The sequence below is a fragment of the Microcoleus sp. FACHB-68 genome, from assembly GCF_014695715.1.
Lineage (GTDB): Bacteria > Cyanobacteriota > Cyanobacteriia > Cyanobacteriales > Oscillatoriaceae > FACHB-68.
This window is the reverse complement of the sequence record NZ_JACJOT010000001.1, coordinates 288688-308935: the sequence shown is the minus strand read 5'-3', so window position 1 is coordinate 308935 and position 20248 is coordinate 288688. Positions and strand designations below refer to the sequence as shown.

The window sequence follows — 20248 nt, the reverse complement described above, 5'->3', positions numbered from 1 at the left end:
CGGATTTTATCTGCGAGTTTGCCAATTTTTGATGACATGGTGCATAGGGAAGAATCCAGCCGGTTCCCCTAATCCCTGTGTTGCCGGCTCGAACTTCTGAATTTTCAAAGCCCAAAATAGAAGCCACCGCAGCTAATGAGTTGCAGTGATATCGGGAATCTTTGAGCAAGCGCTTAGTTTTTCCATAACCGGCCCTGGCATCGGCATTTTTCGGGAATTGTTTTACCAGGGCTAGTTTATGGCAGGCAAGATGCCGACAACAGACAGATGAATATCTATCGCAAAGTGACGAACTCCTCTGCCGTTGAGGGATGGATACCAATAGTGGCATCGAAGTCTTTTTTAGTGGCTCCCATATTAATCGCAATTGCCAGACCTTGCATGACTTCAGCGCTGTCTTTGCCAACCATGTGAGCGCCCAGTACACGCTCAGTGGTACTATCGACGACTAATTTCACCATTGTTTTCTCATCAGCGCCGGTGAGACTGTGAAACATAGGGCGGAAACTGGCGCGATAAATCTTCACCGCATCCCCTAATTTTTCCCGTGCTTCGGCTTCCGTTAAACCAACTGTGCCGCCTTCCGGTTGAGAAAACACTGCAGTCGCCACATTGGAATGACTGATATGGCGCGGGGTATGTCCGAATTCGGTATCTGCAAACGCCCGCCCTTCGGCAATGGCAACCGGCGTTAGATTCAGCCGATCAGTGCAGTCACCGACGGCAAAGATATTGGGTTGGCTGGTGCTGCTGTCGGATTTGACGGCAATGGCATCGTTGATGATTTCCACACCGGCATTTTCTAAACCCAGCTTACTGATATTTGGCTTGCGTCCGGTGGCACACAAAATCGCGTCTGCCATGACTGTCTGTTCTTGACCGCCGACTGATACAGTTACCTTCAGCCCGTCTGGTTGCTTTTCGATACTGAGTGTGTGATCTTCTAAACCAGAGATAAAGCGAATCCCGTGTTTGCTCATGCCATCCTGAATGCCGGTGCGAAGATCCTCATCAAACCCGCGCAATATTTTTTCTTGCCGGTTGATCAGAGTAACTTCTGAACCTAGACCGTTCATAATACAAGCGAATTCCACCGCGATATAGCCGGCACCAATGGCGACAAAACGTTTGGGTTGTTCCGGCAAGTGGAACATACCATCAGAGCTGATTGTATACTCCATGCCCGGTCTGTCAGGCTTGACAGGGTGTCCCCCCACGGCAATCAGAATTTTGTCAGCCGTGAATTTGCGATCGCCCACTTCTACGGTATGGGCGTCTAAGAGTTTGCCATAGCCTGGAAATAGCTCTACGCCGGCTTTTTCTAGGAAACTAATATGCAGTTGGCTTAACCGACGAACTTCTTTGTCTACCACTTCAGTCAGTTTTTTCCAGTCGAAACTGGGTTCAACTTTCCCCCAGCCGTAACCCAGCGCATCTTCATAGAGATGGGAGAAGCTTGAGGCATACACCATCAGTTTTTTCGGAACGCAACCTCGAATCACACAGGTTCCGCCCACTAAATCGCCTTCTGCAATCGCTACCTTAGCTCCATAGGAGGCTGCTCGTTTGGAAGCTGCCAGCCCCCCAGAACCCGCACCAATCACAAATAGGTCGTAATCGAAGGTCATAATTAAATTTGCTCCCTTTGTGAGCACTCACAATAACAGCGTGACACACTCTCAATGTTAAGGAGAGCGTTTCCAGTATCTTAGCTGGGAGACCTGCGCGTTTCCCACTGCCGGTGGCAAGGCTTCTGGTTGCTGGGTAAATACTTAAAACGTTTCACCCTCCTTTGACATTGGCCGTGTTTACACTGAAACCTCAGTTCGTATTTCTACTGCCTTTTCAATCTCCTCAATTCGTATTTATACAGATCCATTCAGTGTTCTCATTTCTCGATGTGTACTGATGTGCCGGCGAGAAATCGTTCTTAAGGCTTGTAAAATTAAAAAATACTAAGGAACCTTTTTTCATCGGTATTTTACGGGTTTAAATTATTTAGTGGATAAAGAAAATGGGCAAAACTTGCCGGTAGCGACTTTTACCGATAAACCGATCTACTGATTTTTGGTATTTTAATGATTGAAGAACATTTAGGGACGTTCAATACTTTTTTAGAAAATAGTTGCTTGCAATACAAATAATTGATGACTATCATGATAAAACAACTAAAATTAGATGACAGCGTCGGACAAAATACAACTTGAGTTTAAGCTTATAATAATTTACAAAAAAATAATAGTTTACAAAAATAAATAATTTAATCACGAATAAATTACAAATTAATAGAAACCTAACATAAACAACTGAATTGTGATAAAAAAGTGCAATAACTCATGCCGGTAGCTGCAATGCCTTATACAAATACCCAGCCAGCCGAAATGCCGAGAAAAATTGTGCCGGTGCTTAAAGAGAAGAGAGCGGGAGAAAAGTAAAGAAAAATTTAGCTTTTACTTTATTTCATTCTTTCTATCTAATTATGGTAAAAGACTATTTTCGTATTCAACTACGGCAATCCGTACAATTAGCCTTGCCCTTAGAGAGTGTTTCCGAAGTTATGACTTTAGCCGTGAGCGATATTTGTCCGGTTCCCGGAGTCACATCGGCTTTATTAGGCGTGGTAAATCAGCGCGGACAGTTACTATGGGTGCTAGAGTTAGCAGATTTACTGACTGATTTACTCGGACTTGTGCCCTCATCCATTCAGTATCGAAAGCGTGATCGTTTAACGCTGTTGGTGATCAACCCGAACCCTGCCGGTGCCAAGGCAGATCACGCCTCCCCCAGGCTGGCTTGTGTGGTATCGACGCTTAAAGGCATCGTGTCGCTTAACCCAGAAAAACTTGACCCGATACCAGCCAGCTTTTCACCGGCTTTTAGTTCATTTTTAACAGGTCTCATTGAAATCGAGGATTTACCTGTTGCCGTGCTGAATGTGTCAGCACTTTTCGCGGCTTTGCGTATCGTAGAGAGTTAATCGTAAATTCTAAGCCCTATGTAGGGTCAGGGTTCGATAAAGTCACGCTTCCCTTGCTTAAAAAAAGAAGTAATAGGCACAAACTCAGTATAAATTGTTGAGCGAATCAGTTAGGGATATTTACTACTAGCCAAGCGGCGTTAAAAAATCTAAAATTTAGAATCTAAAATCTAAAATTTAAAATCTAACATGACCCAAAAAAATGGCGATAGTCCTACTCCAATTCTGCAAAGGGCTGAGATACTCGAAGCGCAAGCAGAACGTGACCGGATAGATTGGGCCGCTAAAATACAACTGGCTGAAGCTTTGGATCAAGAAGGTCGCTTTGAGGAAGCCCGGACGCTTTATCAGGAAGTGGTGGCTGCCGATCCTGGGGGTGTATTTGGCAGCATTACCGGCTGCCAAGGGGAGCAGAAGAACAAGGGTCATAGGGACGTGGGTGGAGCTTTTTTAGATGACGTAACGGTGTCTTCGTCTGAATCAATAGAGGCGGGGAACGGGGGAACACAGGAGCATTCTTGGTTAGCGCTTCGCCATTCTTCCTTAAAAATTAAAAATTTTAGATTTAAAATCCCTAAATGGTTTTATAATCAGCCCATTCGCCGCAAGCAACTCATTGCATTACTATTTTCAGAGTTTGTAACCGTATCGGCAGTAGTGGGAATCACGACTTTTTTACTTAATTCACAGTTGCGTCATCAGCTCGTTAACCAAGCCGAATCAGAGCTAGCTGTGACGCAAATGGCTTATGAGATGAAAAATAACCAAATCCTGCTTAGGTTGCAAGGACTATCAGAAACGAGTGCAGTCATGGCGGCTGCCGGCGGCAATTTAACTCCGGCAATTCGCGAGCAAGTTCGGGCAGCTTTAGTCAATGAACTTAAAGGTTTAGATATTGAATCTGCTACGTTAGTTGGGCTAGATTTTCGCATAATCGCGAATGCAAATGCTGACCTGCGAGCAGAACTCTTTAATTTTAACCAGATGGTCAGTCCCGTGTTTGCAAGTGGCCAACCACTGCAAGCCATTGAAATTGTTTCGAGTGGAAAATTAAATGCAGAAAATATTCAGGTAATAGGAAATCAAAGAAATCAAGAGACTTTAATTCACTATACAGTAGCGCCTATTTACTCAAACACAAAAAATGTTACAGGAGCGTTGATTGCCGGAAAAGTTATTCATCAAAATTATTTTCTAATCCAAGAAGTAATGAAGACGTATAATAGCGGATATAGTGCAATTTACTCAACCAAAAATTCGGAACAATTTACGCTAGTAGATTCTCAAGAAAAAATTAAAGATAGCATTCATTCAGGGGGTGCCCTTCCTAAGAACACCTTGCTCACCAAAGCGGTTGAGGCGGATGGTAAAACAGTAAGCGAACGCGTAGCAGTTGGGGGTAAAACTTACACAATGGCTGCTAAGGCAGTGTCAAATTATAACGGTGAGCCGGCAGCAATTTTGGTGCGGGGTATTGAGGAAGCTGGTAAAAATCAGCTTTTAAGTAACAGTTTATTTTGGCAACTCATTTTAATATTGCTGGCTTTAGCGATTAATATTTGGCTAGCAATGTTACTTGATAAAACAATTGCCGATCCAATCAACCGGCTGCAGCAAGCTGTGCGGCAGTTTGCACAGGGAGATCGCACCGCTCAAGCGCCGGTGTTGGCGCAAGATGAGGTGGGGGAATTAGCCCGTACATTCAATCAGTTAACCTCTAGCATTGGTGCAACTGCCGCTGAAATGGAAGAACAAGTGCGCCGGTATGGAAGCGAAGCAGCTTTTCAACAGCGCGAAAAAGAACGACTCCAACAAGGAGTGAACCAGCTATTGCGAGAAATTGAAGGGGCAAAACGGGGGGATTTAACCGTAAACGTGCCGGTGGAGGCAGATATAGAAGCAAGCAACTGTGCGCCTCTGCGCGAACTCGCCGTTTCGATTAACGCCACCATCGGCAGCTTGCGCGAGATTGTCACTCAAGTTCAAGTTGCTGCAAACCGGCTGCACGGATCGGCTTGTAACAGCACCCAAAAGGTGGAAACCCTCTCCCAGGGGGCGAATAACCAAGCAAAAGCAATCGCGGCAACCCTAAAGTCAGTGGCAGACTTGGGGCGTTCGATGCAGTCGATAGCCAGTGCTACCCTGAAAGCCGCTGTGATTGCCCGTCAAGGCGTTGTGGCAGCACAAGATGGTAACCGATCTATGAATCAAACGGTTAATAGCATTGAGCGGATTCATGATAGCGTCAACGAGGCTTCTAAAAAGATGAAACGCCTTGCGGAGTCGTCGCAGGAAATTTATAAAATTGTTAATATTATTTCTGGAATTTCCGAAAAAACAAATCTTTTAGCGTTTAATGCTTCGATTGCTGCCGCCCGTGCCGGCGAACACGGTCAAGTTTTTCGGGTGGTTGCGGATGAAGTGCAGCGCTTGGCAGAACGAGTGACAGATTCAGCAAAAGAAATTGAGCAACTCATTACTACCATTCAACAAGAAACCGCTGAAGCTCTGCAAACAATGGAAGGAAGCCAGCGAAGTGTGGAAACCGGCACACATTTAGTGATTAAAACCCAGCAAACTCTCCGTAAACTAGCCGGGATTAGCCACAATACCAACCAGCTTTTACAATCGATTTCAACGAGTACCGTATCTCAGGCGCAATCCTCACAACGAGTTAACCAAACCATGCAATCAGCAGCCGCTATTGCTCATACGACATCAGGCGAATGTCAAGCGGTTGCCAGCACCCTTCAAGAACTCGTCGAAGTTGCACAAGCCTTGCAAGATTCAGTCTCTCGCTTTCGGGTTGAGGACACCACCCTGTGAGGAAAAAATACATAAAGCGTTAACAATGGAACCTGCAAAAGCAATTTTTAATTCTCAAATTTCATCAATTAATAACTCTACAGACAATAAAGAACGGAAAAAAGCAGCAAGATTTCTATTAAGAAATCAAGAAAAAAGTCTTGATTTTAACGCTACAGACAGATACTTACAAACGGATTTTGCAAAAATTGCGCTCTTGGTTGACTTAGAAGAGTCTCTACAAAACGTTGACAAACTGCTGAATTTAAAACACAATTTTCAAGAAACGAGCAAATGCGTTTCCGAAGAAATTAAGGAGTCACTCACGAGCTTAGTACAAGAATGTCTTCTGTTAGGAAAAGTGTTGAACTTAGTTTGGTTGAAAGACACGGCTGAATTACTTGAGCAGGCGCTAAAAGAGCAGAAGATCCCACTCAATGAGTTGGGAATGACTGCGGTTGCACACATCCGACAGATGAGAGAGGAATTTCTTGGGGAGATGCCGGCACAACGGGAAAGAGAGGAAGAAATTTTGCAACCCTCAACTTCCACGTCCTCACCAGAAATTCCAGAGCGATTTTTGAAATATTTGGTTGTCAATGATAGCAATTTAACTGGAACACCTAGTTTAAATTTGCGGATGCCGGTGGCGCGACTGGATCGAATGTGCAACACGGTTGGCGAGTTATTTATTAATTATGAACAGTTGACTGTCTATCAGCAACAACTGGATCAAGCAAGTCGAAAGCTTAAACAACATTTTCAAAAACTTACTCCTATTTCTGAGCAAACAAGGGCTTTCTTAGATCAGCATTCATCGAAGCGAATAAACCAGGAAGAATTAAACTTAGAGGATGAAGAAATTAATTTAACTTCTCAATCAGCGGCTTTTAATTTTCAAACGCCTACTCAGATACGAGGGTTTCAAGAACTGCTCGTGCAGGTGCGTGAAACCAGAGCTGATGTGGATTTGATTGCCCATGAACTGCAGGAAACTCTGGAGCAGCTACACACCTCTATCGAACGGTTACATGAAGATTTAACCGAGTCGCGTTTGGTTCCTTTTGGGCTGCTGGCAGAGCGGTTTAAGGCTTCTTTGCAAATGCTGAGACAGCAATATCACAAGTCTGTGGAATTGGTAGTTGAAGGTCAAGAAACGTTGGTGGATCAGGCAGTTTTGCAACAATTGCAAGCACCTTTAACACAGCTATTTCGTAATGCTTTTGTCTACGGCATTGAGCTGCCGGCAGAACGAAAAGCTAAAGGCAAATTGCCGATGGCTAAAATCACTTTGTCAGCTGCAATTCAAGGCAGTCATGTTCTTATTTCCCTCGCTGATGATGGGCACGGAATTGATTCTCAAAAAGTATATCAGCGGGCAGTAGAAATGGGGCTAATTTCACCTCTTGATTTAGAATTTGGCGATCAAGAGCCGGCTTTGACGAGTGGTGAAATTCTTGAGTTTCTATTTGCACCTGGATTCTCAACGGCAGCAACGGTGAGCGATCTATCAGGGTGGGGCGTGGGTTTAGATATTGTTCGACATCAGGTTGGGCATCTGCGGGGATCGGTACAGGTTGAAACTGCTGTAAGTCAAGGCACAAAATTTACGATAACGATTCCTTTGACTTTAAGTATTTTGACTTTATTACTTTGCCGGTGTGGGCAACAAACGCTAGCGATTCCATCAATTGATGTTTTAGAGGTTATTAGCTTATCGGAAAGTACGGCACCGACTAAAGATCATTTTAATGCTTTACCATCTCTTCTTTTAGAAGCAGATGAAAGCGGGATGATTCATTGGCATGATCGATCCGTACCGCTATTTTCGTTAATCGAATTACTTCCCTACCGGCGCGTAGATTTACTGCCGGCAGCACCTGCTTTGTCATCTAAATTAGGAATCGTTCTGGATGTATGCGGTGAGCCGGTTGTGGTGGCAGTAGACGCACTTTTAGGAGAGCGAGAACTGGTTTTGAAACCGTTTGATTCAACGGTGCCGGTGCCGATTTATATTGCCGGCTGCACGGTACTCGGAACCGGCGAAGTTGTGCCGGTGTTGTCGCCCAATCAGTTAAATGAGTTAATGAACCAGGCGAAACAAGCAAGACTTACTGACAATTTAATCGGCTCTAACAATTATGAAAAATTTAAAATAAAAAATCAAGATAATCTTTTATATTCTCAAACGATAAACCCTTCGGTTTTAATTGTAGATGATTCGATAACCGTGTGCCGAGCTTTAGATAAATTGCTAAGTGAAGCGGGATATCAAGTGGTGCAGTGCCGCAACGGAAAAGAGGCTTTGGAACAACTTCACCAGTTAGGTGAGAGTTTTGATTTAGTGATTTCAGATATTGAAATGCCTCGTTTAGATGGGTTCGCCTTACTGGCAGAAATTCGCGCTCATCCTAACACCAGGAACTTGCCGGTTGCCATTTTAACCTCCCGTGAAAGTGATTCCCTCCGGCAACAAGCCATGAGTTTAGGTGCGACGGCTTATTTCACTAAACCTTGGGAGCCGGCACAGTTACTCGATGCAATTGCCGTGCTAATCACATCTTGAAATTCCTAATAACGGTGATTCGCTTAATTGTTTTTTTACTAAAGTTAATTTTCAGGTTTTTACAAAACCTGCCGATTAGTCTAAATATTTGTGAAATAAGGCTGTCAGCCTTATTTTTGATATACCTAATAATTTTATCAGAGTTTAATCTTCACCATCTGCAAAATTGACTTTTTCATAAATGTCATGCAAATTAATTTGAAATTTCAAAGAATTTAATTCTAAAACTGCGGTTTCAGATTCATAGTCAGTTAAGATCCATTTGCCATCATTCGTTTGATTGTGCTGCATGACATGATATTTCGTTTGATCAATTAAAATATATTCCTTAAATTCAGGAATTGAGCGATAGTAAATAAACTTATCTCCTAAATCATAATTTTTAGTAGATTTAGATAAGACTTCAACAATTAGCAAAGGATTGGTTACAGTCGTTGTATTGGTTCCCGTATAGATGGGTTCTCCCTGGATTACCATCACGTCAGGATAGGTGTACTGACGATAACGAGGTATCCACAAGCGCACATCACCAATATAAGTATCGTAGTTCTGTCCTCTTAAAGCAAACTTCAAGTTTGCATAAAAGTTGCCGGCAATCTTATTATGATTAGTTGTTCCACCTGTCATCGGGATAATTTCTCCATCTCGGTATTCATTTTTATATTCAGCCTTCTCTTCAAGTGCTAAATATTCTTCTGGGGTGTAGTAGCGTGTTTGAGTTTGCATAACGTATCTAATTAATTTACTGCTAAAATTGGTGTCTTTAACGGTTGGGACGAGAACATAGTTTTTTCTTGCTTGCTAAAAAACTTGTTGAAAAAGTCGAAATTCCGAGCTTTTATGCCTAAGTTTCCAAGCTTTTTGCGTCAATTATGATTTCATCGGCTCCAACATGGAAATGTTCTATTTTTACCAATAACTTCCAATCCAATTTTACTCGATCTTGAATTAGATGGGTTTCTGGCGCTATGTCATGAAGCGTCTATTTGTAAAGAAATATGAAGCAATAGCTTTATTTAATTTATCCGGATGGCAAACCTGAGAGCCGGTATTAGAAAGAGGAAGCATTGAGTGGGAAATCTCTTATGCGCGTTAACGCCTGTATCCTCTTGTCAAGTTTGTTAATCACCGGCTTTGCCGTCAACCTTCTGGAAATTCAATACAACTCAACCGGCTTAGATCAAGCGTATGCCGGCCATGTTGGAGTCGAGCAAGGAAATGACCGACCTAAAAGCGGTGGAAGACGAGCTTAAGTATAATCAACAATTTTTTTCCTGATGGCATAGGCGGGGTGCTGAATCAAGAAGTGGAAGCTCTGACACAGGACACCCCTTATGTCTTATTTTCTCCCAGTTGTTGTGTTATGTCCACTCTTTTTAGGTTTGGCTGTTAATTTTCAAGGAATAGAGCGGAGTTCAACGCAACAGCAACGCTTTGATGCGTCTCAAAATTTGCTGTTAGTCGTTCACCCGACAGAGCCTGATTGCGATCGTCCGGGTAGTAAAGACTGCCGCCGAGACGTGGTTCGGCACACTTAAGCCGGCCAATATCCAGACCTTTAAGATAAAACTCTCATCCTTCAATCTGTTCCAGACGAAATCGATTCAACTTCTTGAAAAGCAATAACTGATGAGTGGCAAAAAAAATGCTTGTCACTCATCATTTTTTCGATCCTTACAGTATTTCAGCAAATCATTCTTTAGTTGACTTTTAGAAGCCGGCGAGGATGCTTGCGCCACAATTTTGCAAATTCAAAAATTATTAGCTTACCACTGTGGCTCAGATACCATTAACGCCTCAGCCGCTTCACTCGGTAACGGCTTAGAAAAAAAATAGCCCTGCCCGTATTCACATTGCAGTGCCCAGAGTTGCACCAGTTGCTTCTCGGTTTCCACGCCTTCTGCTACCACATACATTCCCAAATTATGCGCCAGCATAACAATGGCCCGCACAATTTCTGAGTTTTCGTCATCGCCGGCCATCTCACTGACAAAAGAGCGATCAATCTTTAAGGTATTAATCGGAAAGCGATGCAAATAACTCAAAGAAGAATAGCCGGTGCCGAAGTCATCAATACACAATCCAATATTTCGATTTCTTAGCTGCTCCAGCACCTCAGCCGCTGCTGCGGCATTTTCCATCAGCACACTTTCAGTAATCTCCAGCTTTAAACAAAGAGGATTGATGCCGGTTTGTTGCAAAATTTCATCGATTTGCCCTAATAAATTGGGTTGCGAGAGCTGTTTACCCGAAAGATTAACTGTCATTGTCAAGTCGCGTGCGGAGGGAAACAGTTCTTGCCAGTGACGCAACTGCCGGCACGCTTCTAGGAGCACCCACGCCCCCAAAGGAACAATCAAACCCGTTTCTTCGGCCACCGGAATAAATTCTGCCGGTGAAATCAGACCTCGCTCTGGGTGCTGCCAGCGCACCAGCGCCTCGAAGCCAGCAATTCTGCCTGTATCCAGAGCAACAATTGGCTGGTAATGTAATAGAAATTCACATAAAAAAGAAGAGACTGGAATTTCTTTTCCTTCACTTTTAACCTGTAATTTTTCACTTTGAACGGCTCGTCGCAAGTCATTTTCTAACTCCAATAGAGCCAAGGCGTGTTTGTGCATGGCAGAGTCAAATACCACATACCGCGCCTTACCCAAAGCCTTCGCACGATACATGGCGAGATCGGCATCGCGTAGAAAGTATTCGGGTTGCTCGTAAGGGCGTCCATTGACTTCATCAAGTCCGGGCTTTTGGTGATATGAGCCGATCGCAATCCCAATACTGCCGGTGGTAAACACATCATGTCCGTTCAAATTAACCGGCAGCATCAGTTGTTGTTGAATGCGTTCGGCAAAACTGGTGGCATCATTTAAGTCACGGATCGTAGCCAGCAAAATGGTAAACTCATCTCCTCCCAGTCTGGCGACCACATCACCGCGACGCAAGCACGCTTCTATTCGCCGCGCGATCGCTATCAGAAACTGATCTCCCAACATATGCCCCAAACTGTCGTTAACCACCTTGAAGCGATCAAGATCCAGAAACAGCACGGCAAATAAACCATCTTGGCTCTGTTTCGCCCGCGCCACTGCCTGTTCTAGCCGGTGGATAAAGAGGGTTCGGTTCGGCAGCCCTGTGAGTTCGTCGTGCCATGCCGCTTGCAATAATTGCTCCTCAGCCCACTGGCGCTCTGTAATATCAAGTGCATACAGATGTACAACATTGAGCTGGGCCAGGGGATGATAACTCCAAGAGTAGATGCGCTCTTGAACTTTCACTTCAATGTGCCGCTCGCTTTGGTTAGTGTCCAGACAGCTACGCACGAGCTGGCGGTGGTTTGCCGGCAAAAAACCCGCTGGTTTGTCGAGATTCAGCTTGTCCAGCACGCGCCGTGCGGCTGGATTGAGGTAAATTAAGTTGCCTTCCCCATCGGATGCCAGAACAGGATTCGGGTCATTTCTGGGAAACGCCGCCAAACGCAGATTCTCTTGCTCAAGGGTCTTGCGTTCGGTCATGTCGCTAATCGCACCAGCCATTGCAAATGCCTTGCCGGCAGCATTCCGAATGGCCATTCCCTGCGCTCGCACCCATCGGTAGTTGCCGTCTTGATGTAAGATGCGATGTTCGTTGTAAAAATAAGCGGTGAGACCGGCTAAATGAACGGTAATCTCTGCCTTAACTCGCTCCATCTCGTCTGGATGCACCCGCTTGAACCATTCATCTGGATGAGTGCCAATTTCGCTTTCTTCATAACCCAGCAAGGCTTTCCACTGGGAAGAAAAATCAAGCTCGTTTGTTTCTAAATTCCACTCCCACACAGCCTCAGCGCCACCGGCATCTGTGAAGCGATACCGCTGCCTGGAGGGTAAAGCGGCTTGTGCCAAAGTGCTTTGACGATTGGCTGGCAAGGGTAATGTTTTTTGCCGCACAAGTCGCTCTAAGTCGCCGGCGTGAAGAATGGTTGCGTTGGCAAGCGGACGCAGGCATAGGATTGTGCCGGTGGTGCCGGCCAAAATCAACAGAACGAGCGCACTGCCGAGGGAAACAATCTGGCGGTTAGCCGGCGCATATAGTTGGCCAGAAGGCATAATCACCGCTAAACCCCAATCGCTGCCTTGAATAGGGCTGTAGGCGATGACCTGCGGCTCTTTGCCTAGGTGAGAAATGAACAGGCCGGTATCTTGATGAACCGCTTTTTCTAAAGCTTGCGCCACCGCAGAAGTTTTGGAAAAAATTAAGGATGAGCGATCTTGAATCAATAAATTTTTAGAGTTTTGTATATCTGGGCAGGTTGGAATTAGCCAGCAACTCCAAATTCCCACAATATTATTTTTAAAATTTGCCTCTACTATCTGTGGGGAAGAGTCAGTGTTTTTGGGGTTTCTCAAGGAGAAAAACACCTCGACTCCATCGGGATGAAGCCTTCCGATGACTGTTTGGCCGGCTTCACCGAACCCCGTGTTGTTTGATAAAATTTGCTGCTGTAAACGGTCAAGCTTGAACACAACAATGTCTGTGCCGGCTCGCTGTGATAATTCATTCAAAATTGGAACACCGACAGCTAAATAGGCAGTCCCGCTTAGAATGACTGGAGCGTGAACCCTAACTGTTTGAGAACCGGCAGCCGGGACGGGCCAAAATTCTGCGGGAATTGGCAATCCCACACTCACCACTTGCTTGCCGGTTCGATCAAGCCGGCTGATGCCTGCCACGTCTGGGGATGTTTTGAGCGCTTCTCGCAGTTTTGGCGTACTGAGGTTTTGTAAGGCATTTAAGCTGAGCTTCTGCCGGTTGTAAGCCTCTAGGTTCTCACGAAGTTGAGTTTCCCTGGCGATTCGCAAAGCAGTATCTTTTGTTTGCTCAACATAGTCTTCAACGGCTACAGCTTTACTTCTGACGGCAATGAGCAAATTTTTGTGTTCGTCTTGTTTGAGATGTTGGTATAGAGGCAAAATACTTACAACAGCAATCACTGCGCCGGTGGCCAAAATCCCCAGTGCACAATAGGCAACAATCAATCTATGTAAGCGTCCTAAAAAGCTCTTGCCACCCATGCTTGATTCCTGTGGTTCGGCCCATGATTGGCTCTGGAACTTCATCTACTAGATAACCGCGCTGCCGGCTAAAGTTCAAGGACACCTTTACCAGACCGACGCACCCTTAAAGGGACGGGGTCACACGATTACACCTATCTTTTGAGTCTACCCTCGATTCTCATCTGCACCCATAACAAAGAAAAGGTCATCAGGAAAAGTTTTGTTGCTGTCAATTGTGTCAGAACGTACTAGAGTTGAAGTTTGGATGCCTTGAAGCCAAAAAGCTCTCGTAAAATCTTGCTAATTTGGGTTTTCTTTTAGATTTTATTCCCCAAGCGCCGGCTGCAATGCGCTGCATTTTTTGCCGGCATTTAGCGCATTACTCTCTTTTTTCTCCTACCCTTATATCACTGACTCAGTGCACCCGGAAGCAACAAGTTTTTTCATTTCAAGTTAGCTAAAAGGGTTCTTACTTCCATTTTGTTTTGCTTTTGTACTGCTTTATAAAGCGCTAAAGCTCTATAATTAAGAGTCTTTGAAGTTAAGCTGGAAGTACAGAATGCGCGATTTTAGTTGAGTTAACTTAGCATATCTTAAAAAAATCCGCAACTATCGTGAGTCGGGCAAGTTAAGGTTAAAGAGTGGTTTCTTAAACTTCTGTTAATTATGGAGGATAAACAAAAAGCGAAAAATCAAATTTTGCATCGATTGAAAATGCACGGAGCGCAAACTGCCGCAACCTTAGCGGAACAATTGCAGGTTTCTCCGATGGCAATACGCCAGCATTTACAAACGCTGCAAGCCGAGGGATGGGTGACTTACCGAGAAGAACGGCGTCCCCAAGGCCGGCCTGTGAAGTTGTGGCAGTTGACCGAGCGTTCTGGCAATTTCTTTCCCGATAGCCATGCAGACTTGATGGTTGACCTACTGAGGGGCGTTGAGACAGTTTTTGGAGCGGCAGGTTTGGAAAAACTGCTAGCAGAACGCACCAACCGGCAAGTACAAAGCTACACCCCTCGCTTGGCGGAAGTAGCCGGCAGCAGTGATTGGCGGCAGCGAGTTGTTGTACTCGCCCAGTGTCGCAGCCAAGAAGGCTACATGGCGGAAGTAATCGAACAGCCGGATCACAGCTTGCTTTTAGTGGAAAATCACTGTCCCATCAATGCAGCCGCCCGCACGTGTCAGATGTTGTGCCAATCTGAACTAGAGGTTTTTAAAACCTTGTTAGGGCCGGCAGTCAGCATTGAACGAATTGAACATATTATGCAGGGTGATCGCCGGTGCGCTTATAGAGTGATGAGTGAAACGTAAAAAGAAACCGCAATAAAAGTAAATAAGTTTTTACGTTTCCTTTTTAAAATTTGTCTTCGCCGGCAGCAGTCTAGAAAAAACCCTTGTCCAAATCAAATTTGGACGCTTTTACAAAATGGCTGCTATTCCCTGAAACTATTGTTTAAAAACTTAAACTCTCAAGCCGCATCAGGGTGCCAGTGAAACGGGTGTCACAACTTTAGCCGCTAGTAAGATAATTCATGCGAAGTTAGAACGTAGATTACAGACCAAATCTTTAGAAAGAGACGAGGCCATTCGAGATGGTTTCAGATAAGTTTCGTCACCAGCTACGCCACGAAACAGAACAGTGGCAAGCTGAGGGATTAATTAATGCCGAGTTGTATCAGCAAATATCAGAACGCTATCAATTTGATAGCCTTGAAACTTCCGCTCGCAATCGCTTTATTGCAATTGTCATTGGCTTAGGAGGAATTCTTTTAGGCTTAGCCGTCATCACCTTTGTGGCGGCCAACTGGCAAGCCTGGTCGCGAGAGGTGAGAGTTATGCTGCTGCTGAGTTTATTTATTGGGGTGAATGCAGCCGGCTTCTATCTGTGGCGAACTCCTCCAACCTCTGCGGCACAACGAAAGGAAAACGGAGGCAAGCAGCGGCTAGGTCAGGCATTATTGCTTTTAGGGGCAATCATTCTGGGCGCGAATATGGCCCTGATGGCTCAGATGTTCCACATTGGCGGTTCCCCCTATGGGTTGTATTTAGCTTGGGGGCTGGGCGTGCTGGCAATGGCTTACAGCCTGCGTTTGACTTCCTTAGGCGTCTTAGCGATTCTGTTAATTGGGTGTGGTTATTGGCTAGGCGTGTTCACTTGGGGAGCGAAAGAGTCTTCTTGGCTGGCGCTGCTGGTGCAACATATGCCGGTGGTTGCTAGCTTGCTGTTTGTGCCACTTGCTTATTGGTGCCGGTCTCGCGCGATTTTTGCCTTAGCTGCGATTTTAGTGGTTTTTTCCCTAGAAACGTCTCTCGCTCAAGGGTCGAGTGGGGCACCGGCTTTAATGACCGCCCTCATGTGTGCGATGCCGCCAGCTCTGTTATGGGGTTATGATGACACGCTTTGGCCTCATATACATCGCAAACTATTTCAGCCGCTTGCTCGCAATTTAGCCCTGCTGTGCCTCGCTATTACGTTTTATATATTAGCCTTTCAGTGGCTTTGGCAGTCTTCGCCGAGACAGCCGGTTGATGCCCAAACGCTGATGGGTTGGAGTTCCCTGCTGGATGTTGCGCTTTTAGGTGCTTTGATTGTCTGGCAATGGCTTCGCTTAGGGCGTCAAGGTAGAAACCACCCGACTCGCCGAGGAGTGGATCTGACGACTAATGTTATTGCCTGTTTTATTGCGATCAGTGCCTTAATTCCTTTATTTCATAACAGTTTCAGCCCGATTTCTGAGCTAGCAATATTTCTGTTTAATGTGCTGCTGTTTCTTTTAGCCGGCGGCTTGATTCGGGAAGGACTCGCACTCGGAAATCGTCCAACTTTCTGGGGTGGGATTACGCTATTGGCGCTGCAAATTGTGAGCCGGCTGCTAGAGTACGAGACCGGCTTATTATTTAAAGCATTTGTCTTCTTCTTATGCGGGATAGGGGTAATTGCTGCCGGACTTTTGTTTGAGCGCTACTCTTCTGTGTTAACGCCTTCTCAGGAGAATTCCCAATGACTTCTAACTTCGATGAAAACGTTGAAAATCAGCAAATGACCAGTTGGGAGGCACCGAAAAAGCCGTTACGTGGTTGGCGGCTGTGGGTTCCCTTACTATTACAAACTGTGATAATTGGTTCTGTGCCGGCTCAAGCAGTTTACACTCACCTCACCGGCACCACTGTAATTTTGCAAACTGCGCCGGTTGATCCCTACGATCTTTTGCGCGGTTACTATCAAACGCTTAGCTACGACATTTCCAATCAAAGTAATCTGAAAACTCTTCCCGGCTGGAACGATTTACCGGGTGGTACAACAACTTGCCCGACGGTTAAACCCCCTGCTAAAAGCACTTGCAAGCCAGAGAAATATCTAAACCCAGAAACCGAGCTTTATGTAATTTTAGAGGCACCCAAAACGGCTGCAACTTCCGGACGCCCCCAACCTTGGAAGCCGATGCGCGTCAGTCAGGAACTTCCAAATCAGTTGCCGGCCAATCAGGTAGCACTCAAAGGGAAATATAGCGGCGGAATTCAGTACGGCTTGGAACAGTATTTTATGCCGGAAGACCAAAGGGAGCAGATTAACAATGACATTAATCAAGCTCAGGCAAGGCAACCGGGACAAACTAGACAAGCGCAACCTTTTGTGGTTGAAGTTAAGGTCAACGCTCAAGGTCATGCCGTGCCGGTGAGCCTTTGGGTGCGGGAACGGAATTATCGGTTTTAGGGCATTGGGGATGGGGCATGGGGGATTGGGCAGGGGGCATTGGGGATGGGGCATGGGGCATGGGGGATTTCTCCGCCTCTTAATTCTTCCCTAGCCCCTAGTCCCTAGTCCCTCAAATTAGTCAATGCGAAAGTTGTATGGTAAACGAGCGTAAATGCCGCGAGGATCGTTGAGGCTGGTGAAAATGGCTAGTTCTTGCTGGAGTTTCTTCCATTCTAGAGTGAGTGGATCGGGCTTGACTGCCGGCGAGAAAACCTGAGCGCCAATCAGTTTTTGCACAATGCGCTGTTCAAAAGTGCGAGTTTTAGGATACTCTTCCACTTGCCAGTTATCTTCTAGCTTGGCAAGTTTAGCCGCCTCAGTAATCGCATCTTGGATGCCACCCATTTGATCGACTAAGCCAATTCTTTTCGCTTCTAAACCTGACCAAACGCGCCCTTGAGCAATTTCATTAACGGTTTGTTTGGGGATTTTCCGCGACTCGGCTACTTTAGTGAGAAATTGATCGTAAACTTGCTGCACCATCTTGCGATAAACCGCGAGTTCTTGTTCGGTTTTAGGACGGGCGTTAGTTTTAGCATCAGCATAGCGTGCGGTTTTTACAACATCCCAAGTGATGCCATTGTTATTAGCAAGTTCTTGAACATTTAGCAGCATTCCAAATACGCCGATTGAGCCGGTGATCGTTGTCGGTTCGGCAAAAATCTTGTCGGCATCGGTTGAAATCCAGTAGCCACCAGAGGCAGCAACGTTCCCCATAGAAACGACAACCGGCTTTTCTTTGCCGGTGAGTTTGACTTCTCGCTGAATGACTTCGGATGCTGTGGCGCTGCCACCGGGACTGTTTACCCGCAGCACAACGGCTTTGACATCTTTATCAAGTCGCAACTGCCGCAATTGTTTTGCTAAGCGATCGCCGCCAACTTCTCTAACTCCGCCTTGTCCATCGACGATCTCACCTTCAGCGTAGACGATGGCAATGGTATTTTTAGAGGTGTTTGTGAGTTCTTTACGGGTTTCGTTTGCTTTCGCGTAGGTCGTTAGGTTAATTTGACGAAAGGTTTTGTCTTCTTTGTCTGCGCTACCCAGTTCCTTGAGTTCTGCGACGACTTCATCAAAGTAAGCAACTTTATCAACAAGTTTACGTTGTTGGGCTTCCTTTGGCATGAATAAGCCTTGGGTGTCGGCAAGGGTTTGTATTTGGTTTGGCGTTAATTGCCGGTTTTTACCGACACTCGTGCGAAACTCGCCCCAAAAGTCGTTCAAGAATTTTTGCGTTTGCTGTTTGTTTTCTGGACTCATCTGGGTGCGCTCAACTGGTTCAACAGCCGCTTTATATTTGCCAACCCGCACCACTTGCACGCCAACGCCGTATTTATTTAAGGCACCCGTTAGGAACATGGTTTGGGAACTAAACCCGTTGAGTTCCATTGTGCCGAGGGGATTGACGACAACTTTATTAGCCACGGAGGCGAGGTAGTATTCGCCTTCTGTCCAGTCGTCGTCATAGGCAATAATTTGTTTACCGGCAGCGCGAAATTTTTCTAAGGCTTCTCGCACTTCTTTGAGGGTGGCTAAGCCGTTGCTATTGCCGGTGCTGCTGCCTTGCAAATAAAGCGCGACGATGCGTTTGTCCTTGGTTGCTTGATCTAAACCGTCGAGAACGGTACGCAGGGTAAGCGCGTCGCTTTCTTCATCAGAAAGTGCTTGTTGAATGGCTTGGCTGGTGGAGGAACCGGGTTTGGTATCTCTAATCTCTGTAGATAAGTCGAAAACTAACACGGATTTGTCTTCGATTTTTGGCCCGGAGTCTTGGGAGGCGGCGGCGATGATTAAAAATATCAGTCCCCCGATCCCCAAACTGGAGAGCAGCACAAGTCCTAGGAGGCTTCCTAATAAACTCGCAAAGGTGTACTTGAGGAAATCGCGCATTATTGAGGTGTGAGGTTTGAAGTGAAAGGTGAGTGTGGGAGATGGGAGAAAATTAAGAATTCAGAAAATTTTCAATTCTCAATTCTTATTTCTCCTTGCGCCATTCGCTATTACCTTTCTATCCTAATCGCTGCAAAGCCCCAGAGTGTTTCAAATCGAATAAGGTGGCGTTGCCGGTGCAAAAAAGTACGGTGGTAATTTCTGCGATTAAGATATCTACAAGGCTGTAAAGGGCGTTTTCTGATTCGGCTGCTGCCTGTAGGAAAGGCCATGCTAAACCGGCTAAATCTGCACCGAGTGCGATCGCTTTGGCGACTTCTAACCCGTTACGCAATCCTCCAGAGGCGATCAAGGGGATGTCTGGGGTAATCGCTCGAATGCCGGTGATGCACTCAGCCGTTGGCAACCCCCAGTCAGCAAAGGTGTTGCCTAACCGGCGCTGTTTGGCATCTGTGGCGCGTTCCCCTTCTACCTTCGCCCAAGATGTCCCGCCGGCACCGGCAACGTCAATGGCAGAAACACCGGCTTCCATGAGTTTCCTGGCCATTGCTGCTGAGATGCCGTTCCCAACTTCCTTGGCAATTACAGGAATTGATAAATCAGCGCACAATTCATTGATTTTGTCAAGTAAGCCTCTAAAGTTCGTATCGCCTTGACTTTGAACGCACTCTTGCAGGGGATTGATGTGCAGAATTAGCGCATCTGCCTCTAATAAGTCGATGACACGCCGGCATTCATCAATGCCGTAGGTGTAATTAAGTTGTACTGCGCCTAAATTGGCAAACAGAAGAATATCCGGGGCAAGCGATCGCACGGCAAACGTATCTGCTACTTGGGGATTTTCCACCGCCACCCGCTGAGAACCCACGCCCATTGCAATGTTATAATGCTGAGCGACCTCAGCTAAGCGATAATTAATGGTTTTTGCCAACTCTGTGCCGCCGGTCATGGAAGAAATCAGTAGCGGCGCACTCAGTTGTTTACCCAGAAATGTGGTTGTTAAATCAATTTCACTGCGGTCAAGTTCTGGTAAACAACAGTGAGTGAAACGGTAACGTTCCAGTCCGGTTGTTTGGTGAAATTGTACGTCTTCCTCTAAACAGATCCGCAGGTGATCTGCCTTGCGATTTTGAGTTTCTGCCGGCACATTCATCAGATTTGGAATTGGGGATTCTATGTTTTCGATGGTTAAGTCACTCATTAGATGCCTAGATTCT

At 45.7% G+C, this 20248-nt stretch carries 13 protein-coding genes; 8 read left to right on the top strand and 5 right to left on the bottom strand.

Annotated elements, in window-relative coordinates:
- Nucleotides 1-275 precede the first annotated feature (275 nt).
- The gene (gor, locus tag H6F73_RS01185; protein ID WP_190756994.1) at nt 276-1628 is read right to left on the bottom strand and encodes a glutathione-disulfide reductase; all 1353 of its coding nucleotides are present in this window, start codon (nt 1626-1628) and stop codon (nt 276-278) included.
- A gap of 851 nt (nt 1629-2479) precedes the next feature.
- Here gor and H6F73_RS01180 point away from each other — a divergent pair.
- The 3 genes from H6F73_RS01180 to H6F73_RS01170 all read left to right on the top strand — a co-directional run bounded on the left by H6F73_RS01180 (nt 2480) and on the right by H6F73_RS01170 (nt 8348).
- Entirely contained in the window at nt 2480-2977 is a 498-nt protein-coding gene (locus H6F73_RS01180) for a chemotaxis protein CheW (protein WP_190756993.1), read from the top strand.
- A gap of 189 nt (nt 2978-3166) precedes the next feature.
- Nucleotides 3167-5803 carry a methyl-accepting chemotaxis protein gene (locus tag H6F73_RS01175; RefSeq protein ID WP_190756992.1) on the top strand — a complete coding sequence of 879 codons (2637 nt, stop codon included), beginning with the start codon at nt 3167-3169 and terminating at the stop codon, nt 5801-5803.
- A 25-nt stretch (nt 5804-5828) separates the two neighbouring features.
- Nucleotides 5829-8348 (top strand): response regulator, encoded by a 2520-nt coding sequence (locus H6F73_RS01170; RefSeq protein ID WP_190756991.1) that lies wholly within the window; start codon nt 5829-5831, stop codon nt 8346-8348.
- Between the two features lie 144 nt (nt 8349-8492).
- On the opposite strand, the gene H6F73_RS01165 is transcribed toward H6F73_RS01170, so the two are convergent.
- Nucleotides 8493-9074 carry a Uma2 family endonuclease gene (locus H6F73_RS01165; protein WP_190756990.1) on the bottom strand — a complete coding sequence of 194 codons (582 nt, stop codon included), beginning with the start codon at nt 9072-9074 and terminating at the stop codon, nt 8493-8495.
- Between the two features lie 359 nt (nt 9075-9433).
- Between H6F73_RS01165 and H6F73_RS01160 the strand changes: the two genes are divergently transcribed.
- Nucleotides 9434-9601, top strand: coding sequence for a hypothetical protein (locus tag H6F73_RS01160; RefSeq protein WP_190756989.1), 168 nt, complete (start codon nt 9434-9436; stop codon nt 9599-9601).
- An 81-nt stretch (nt 9602-9682) separates the two neighbouring features.
- Nucleotides 9683-9886, top strand: a complete 204-nt coding sequence (locus H6F73_RS01155) for a hypothetical protein (RefSeq protein WP_190756988.1) — start codon at nt 9683-9685, stop codon at nt 9884-9886.
- A gap of 228 nt (nt 9887-10114) precedes the next feature.
- On the opposite strand, the gene H6F73_RS26300 is transcribed toward H6F73_RS01155, so the two are convergent.
- Complete coding sequence (locus H6F73_RS26300; RefSeq protein ID WP_242072293.1) at nt 10115-13402, bottom strand: EAL domain-containing protein; 3288 nt, start codon at nt 13400-13402, stop codon at nt 10115-10117.
- A 648-nt stretch (nt 13403-14050) separates the two neighbouring features.
- Here H6F73_RS26300 and H6F73_RS01145 point away from each other — a divergent pair.
- The 3 genes from H6F73_RS01145 (at nt 14051) to H6F73_RS01135 (ending at nt 17099) form a co-directional block, all read left to right on the top strand.
- A complete protein-coding gene (locus H6F73_RS01145) occupies nt 14051-14695 on the top strand; it encodes a metalloregulator ArsR/SmtB family transcription factor (protein ID WP_190756987.1) in 645 nt (214 codons plus the stop codon).
- Between the two features lie 281 nt (nt 14696-14976).
- On the top strand, nt 14977-16389 hold the full coding sequence (locus tag H6F73_RS01140) for a DUF2157 domain-containing protein (RefSeq protein WP_190756986.1): 1413 nt from the start codon (nt 14977-14979) through the stop codon (nt 16387-16389).
- Nucleotides 16386-17099 (top strand): GDYXXLXY domain-containing protein, encoded by a 714-nt coding sequence (locus H6F73_RS01135; RefSeq protein ID WP_190756985.1) that lies wholly within the window; start codon nt 16386-16388, stop codon nt 17097-17099. The genes H6F73_RS01140 and H6F73_RS01135 overlap by 4 nt, the downstream gene beginning before the upstream one ends.
- A gap of 117 nt (nt 17100-17216) precedes the next feature.
- Here the strand turns inward: H6F73_RS01135 and sppA are convergent, their stop codons facing one another.
- Together sppA and fni are read right to left on the bottom strand one after the other, a co-directional pair.
- Nucleotides 17217-19031, bottom strand: a complete 1815-nt coding sequence (gene sppA / locus H6F73_RS01130) for a signal peptide peptidase SppA (protein WP_190756984.1) — start codon at nt 19029-19031, stop codon at nt 17217-17219.
- A 118-nt stretch (nt 19032-19149) separates the two neighbouring features.
- Nucleotides 19150-20184, bottom strand: a complete 1035-nt coding sequence (fni, locus tag H6F73_RS01125; protein WP_190757081.1) for a type 2 isopentenyl-diphosphate Delta-isomerase — start codon at nt 20182-20184, stop codon at nt 19150-19152.
- Between the last annotated feature and the right edge of the window lie 64 nt (nt 20185-20248).

Coding starts and splice junctions, on each gene's coding strand:
- gor (WP_190756994.1), bottom strand. CDS start 1,628: ATGACCTTCGATTACGACCTATTTGTGATTGGTGCGGGTTCTGGGGGG.
- H6F73_RS01180 (WP_190756993.1), top strand. CDS start 2,480: ATGGTAAAAGACTATTTTCGTATTCAACTACGGCAATCCGTACAATTA.
- H6F73_RS01175 (WP_190756992.1), top strand. CDS start 3,167: ATGACCCAAAAAAATGGCGATAGTCCTACTCCAATTCTGCAAAGGGCT.
- H6F73_RS01170 (WP_190756991.1), top strand. CDS start 5,829: ATGGAACCTGCAAAAGCAATTTTTAATTCTCAAATTTCATCAATTAAT.
- H6F73_RS01165 (WP_190756990.1), bottom strand. CDS start 9,074: ATGCAAACTCAAACACGCTACTACACCCCAGAAGAATATTTAGCACTT.
- H6F73_RS01160 (WP_190756989.1), top strand. CDS start 9,434: ATGCGCGTTAACGCCTGTATCCTCTTGTCAAGTTTGTTAATCACCGGC.
- H6F73_RS01155 (WP_190756988.1), top strand. CDS start 9,683: ATGTCTTATTTTCTCCCAGTTGTTGTGTTATGTCCACTCTTTTTAGGT.
- H6F73_RS26300 (WP_242072293.1), bottom strand. CDS start 13,402: ATGGGTGGCAAGAGCTTTTTAGGACGCTTACATAGATTGATTGTTGCC.
- H6F73_RS01145 (WP_190756987.1), top strand. CDS start 14,051: ATGGAGGATAAACAAAAAGCGAAAAATCAAATTTTGCATCGATTGAAA.
- H6F73_RS01140 (WP_190756986.1), top strand. CDS start 14,977: ATGGTTTCAGATAAGTTTCGTCACCAGCTACGCCACGAAACAGAACAG.
- H6F73_RS01135 (WP_190756985.1), top strand. CDS start 16,386: ATGACTTCTAACTTCGATGAAAACGTTGAAAATCAGCAAATGACCAGT.
- sppA (WP_190756984.1), bottom strand. CDS start 19,031: ATGCGCGATTTCCTCAAGTACACCTTTGCGAGTTTATTAGGAAGCCTC.
- fni (WP_190757081.1), bottom strand. CDS start 20,184: ATGAATGTGCCGGCAGAAACTCAAAATCGCAAGGCAGATCACCTGCGG.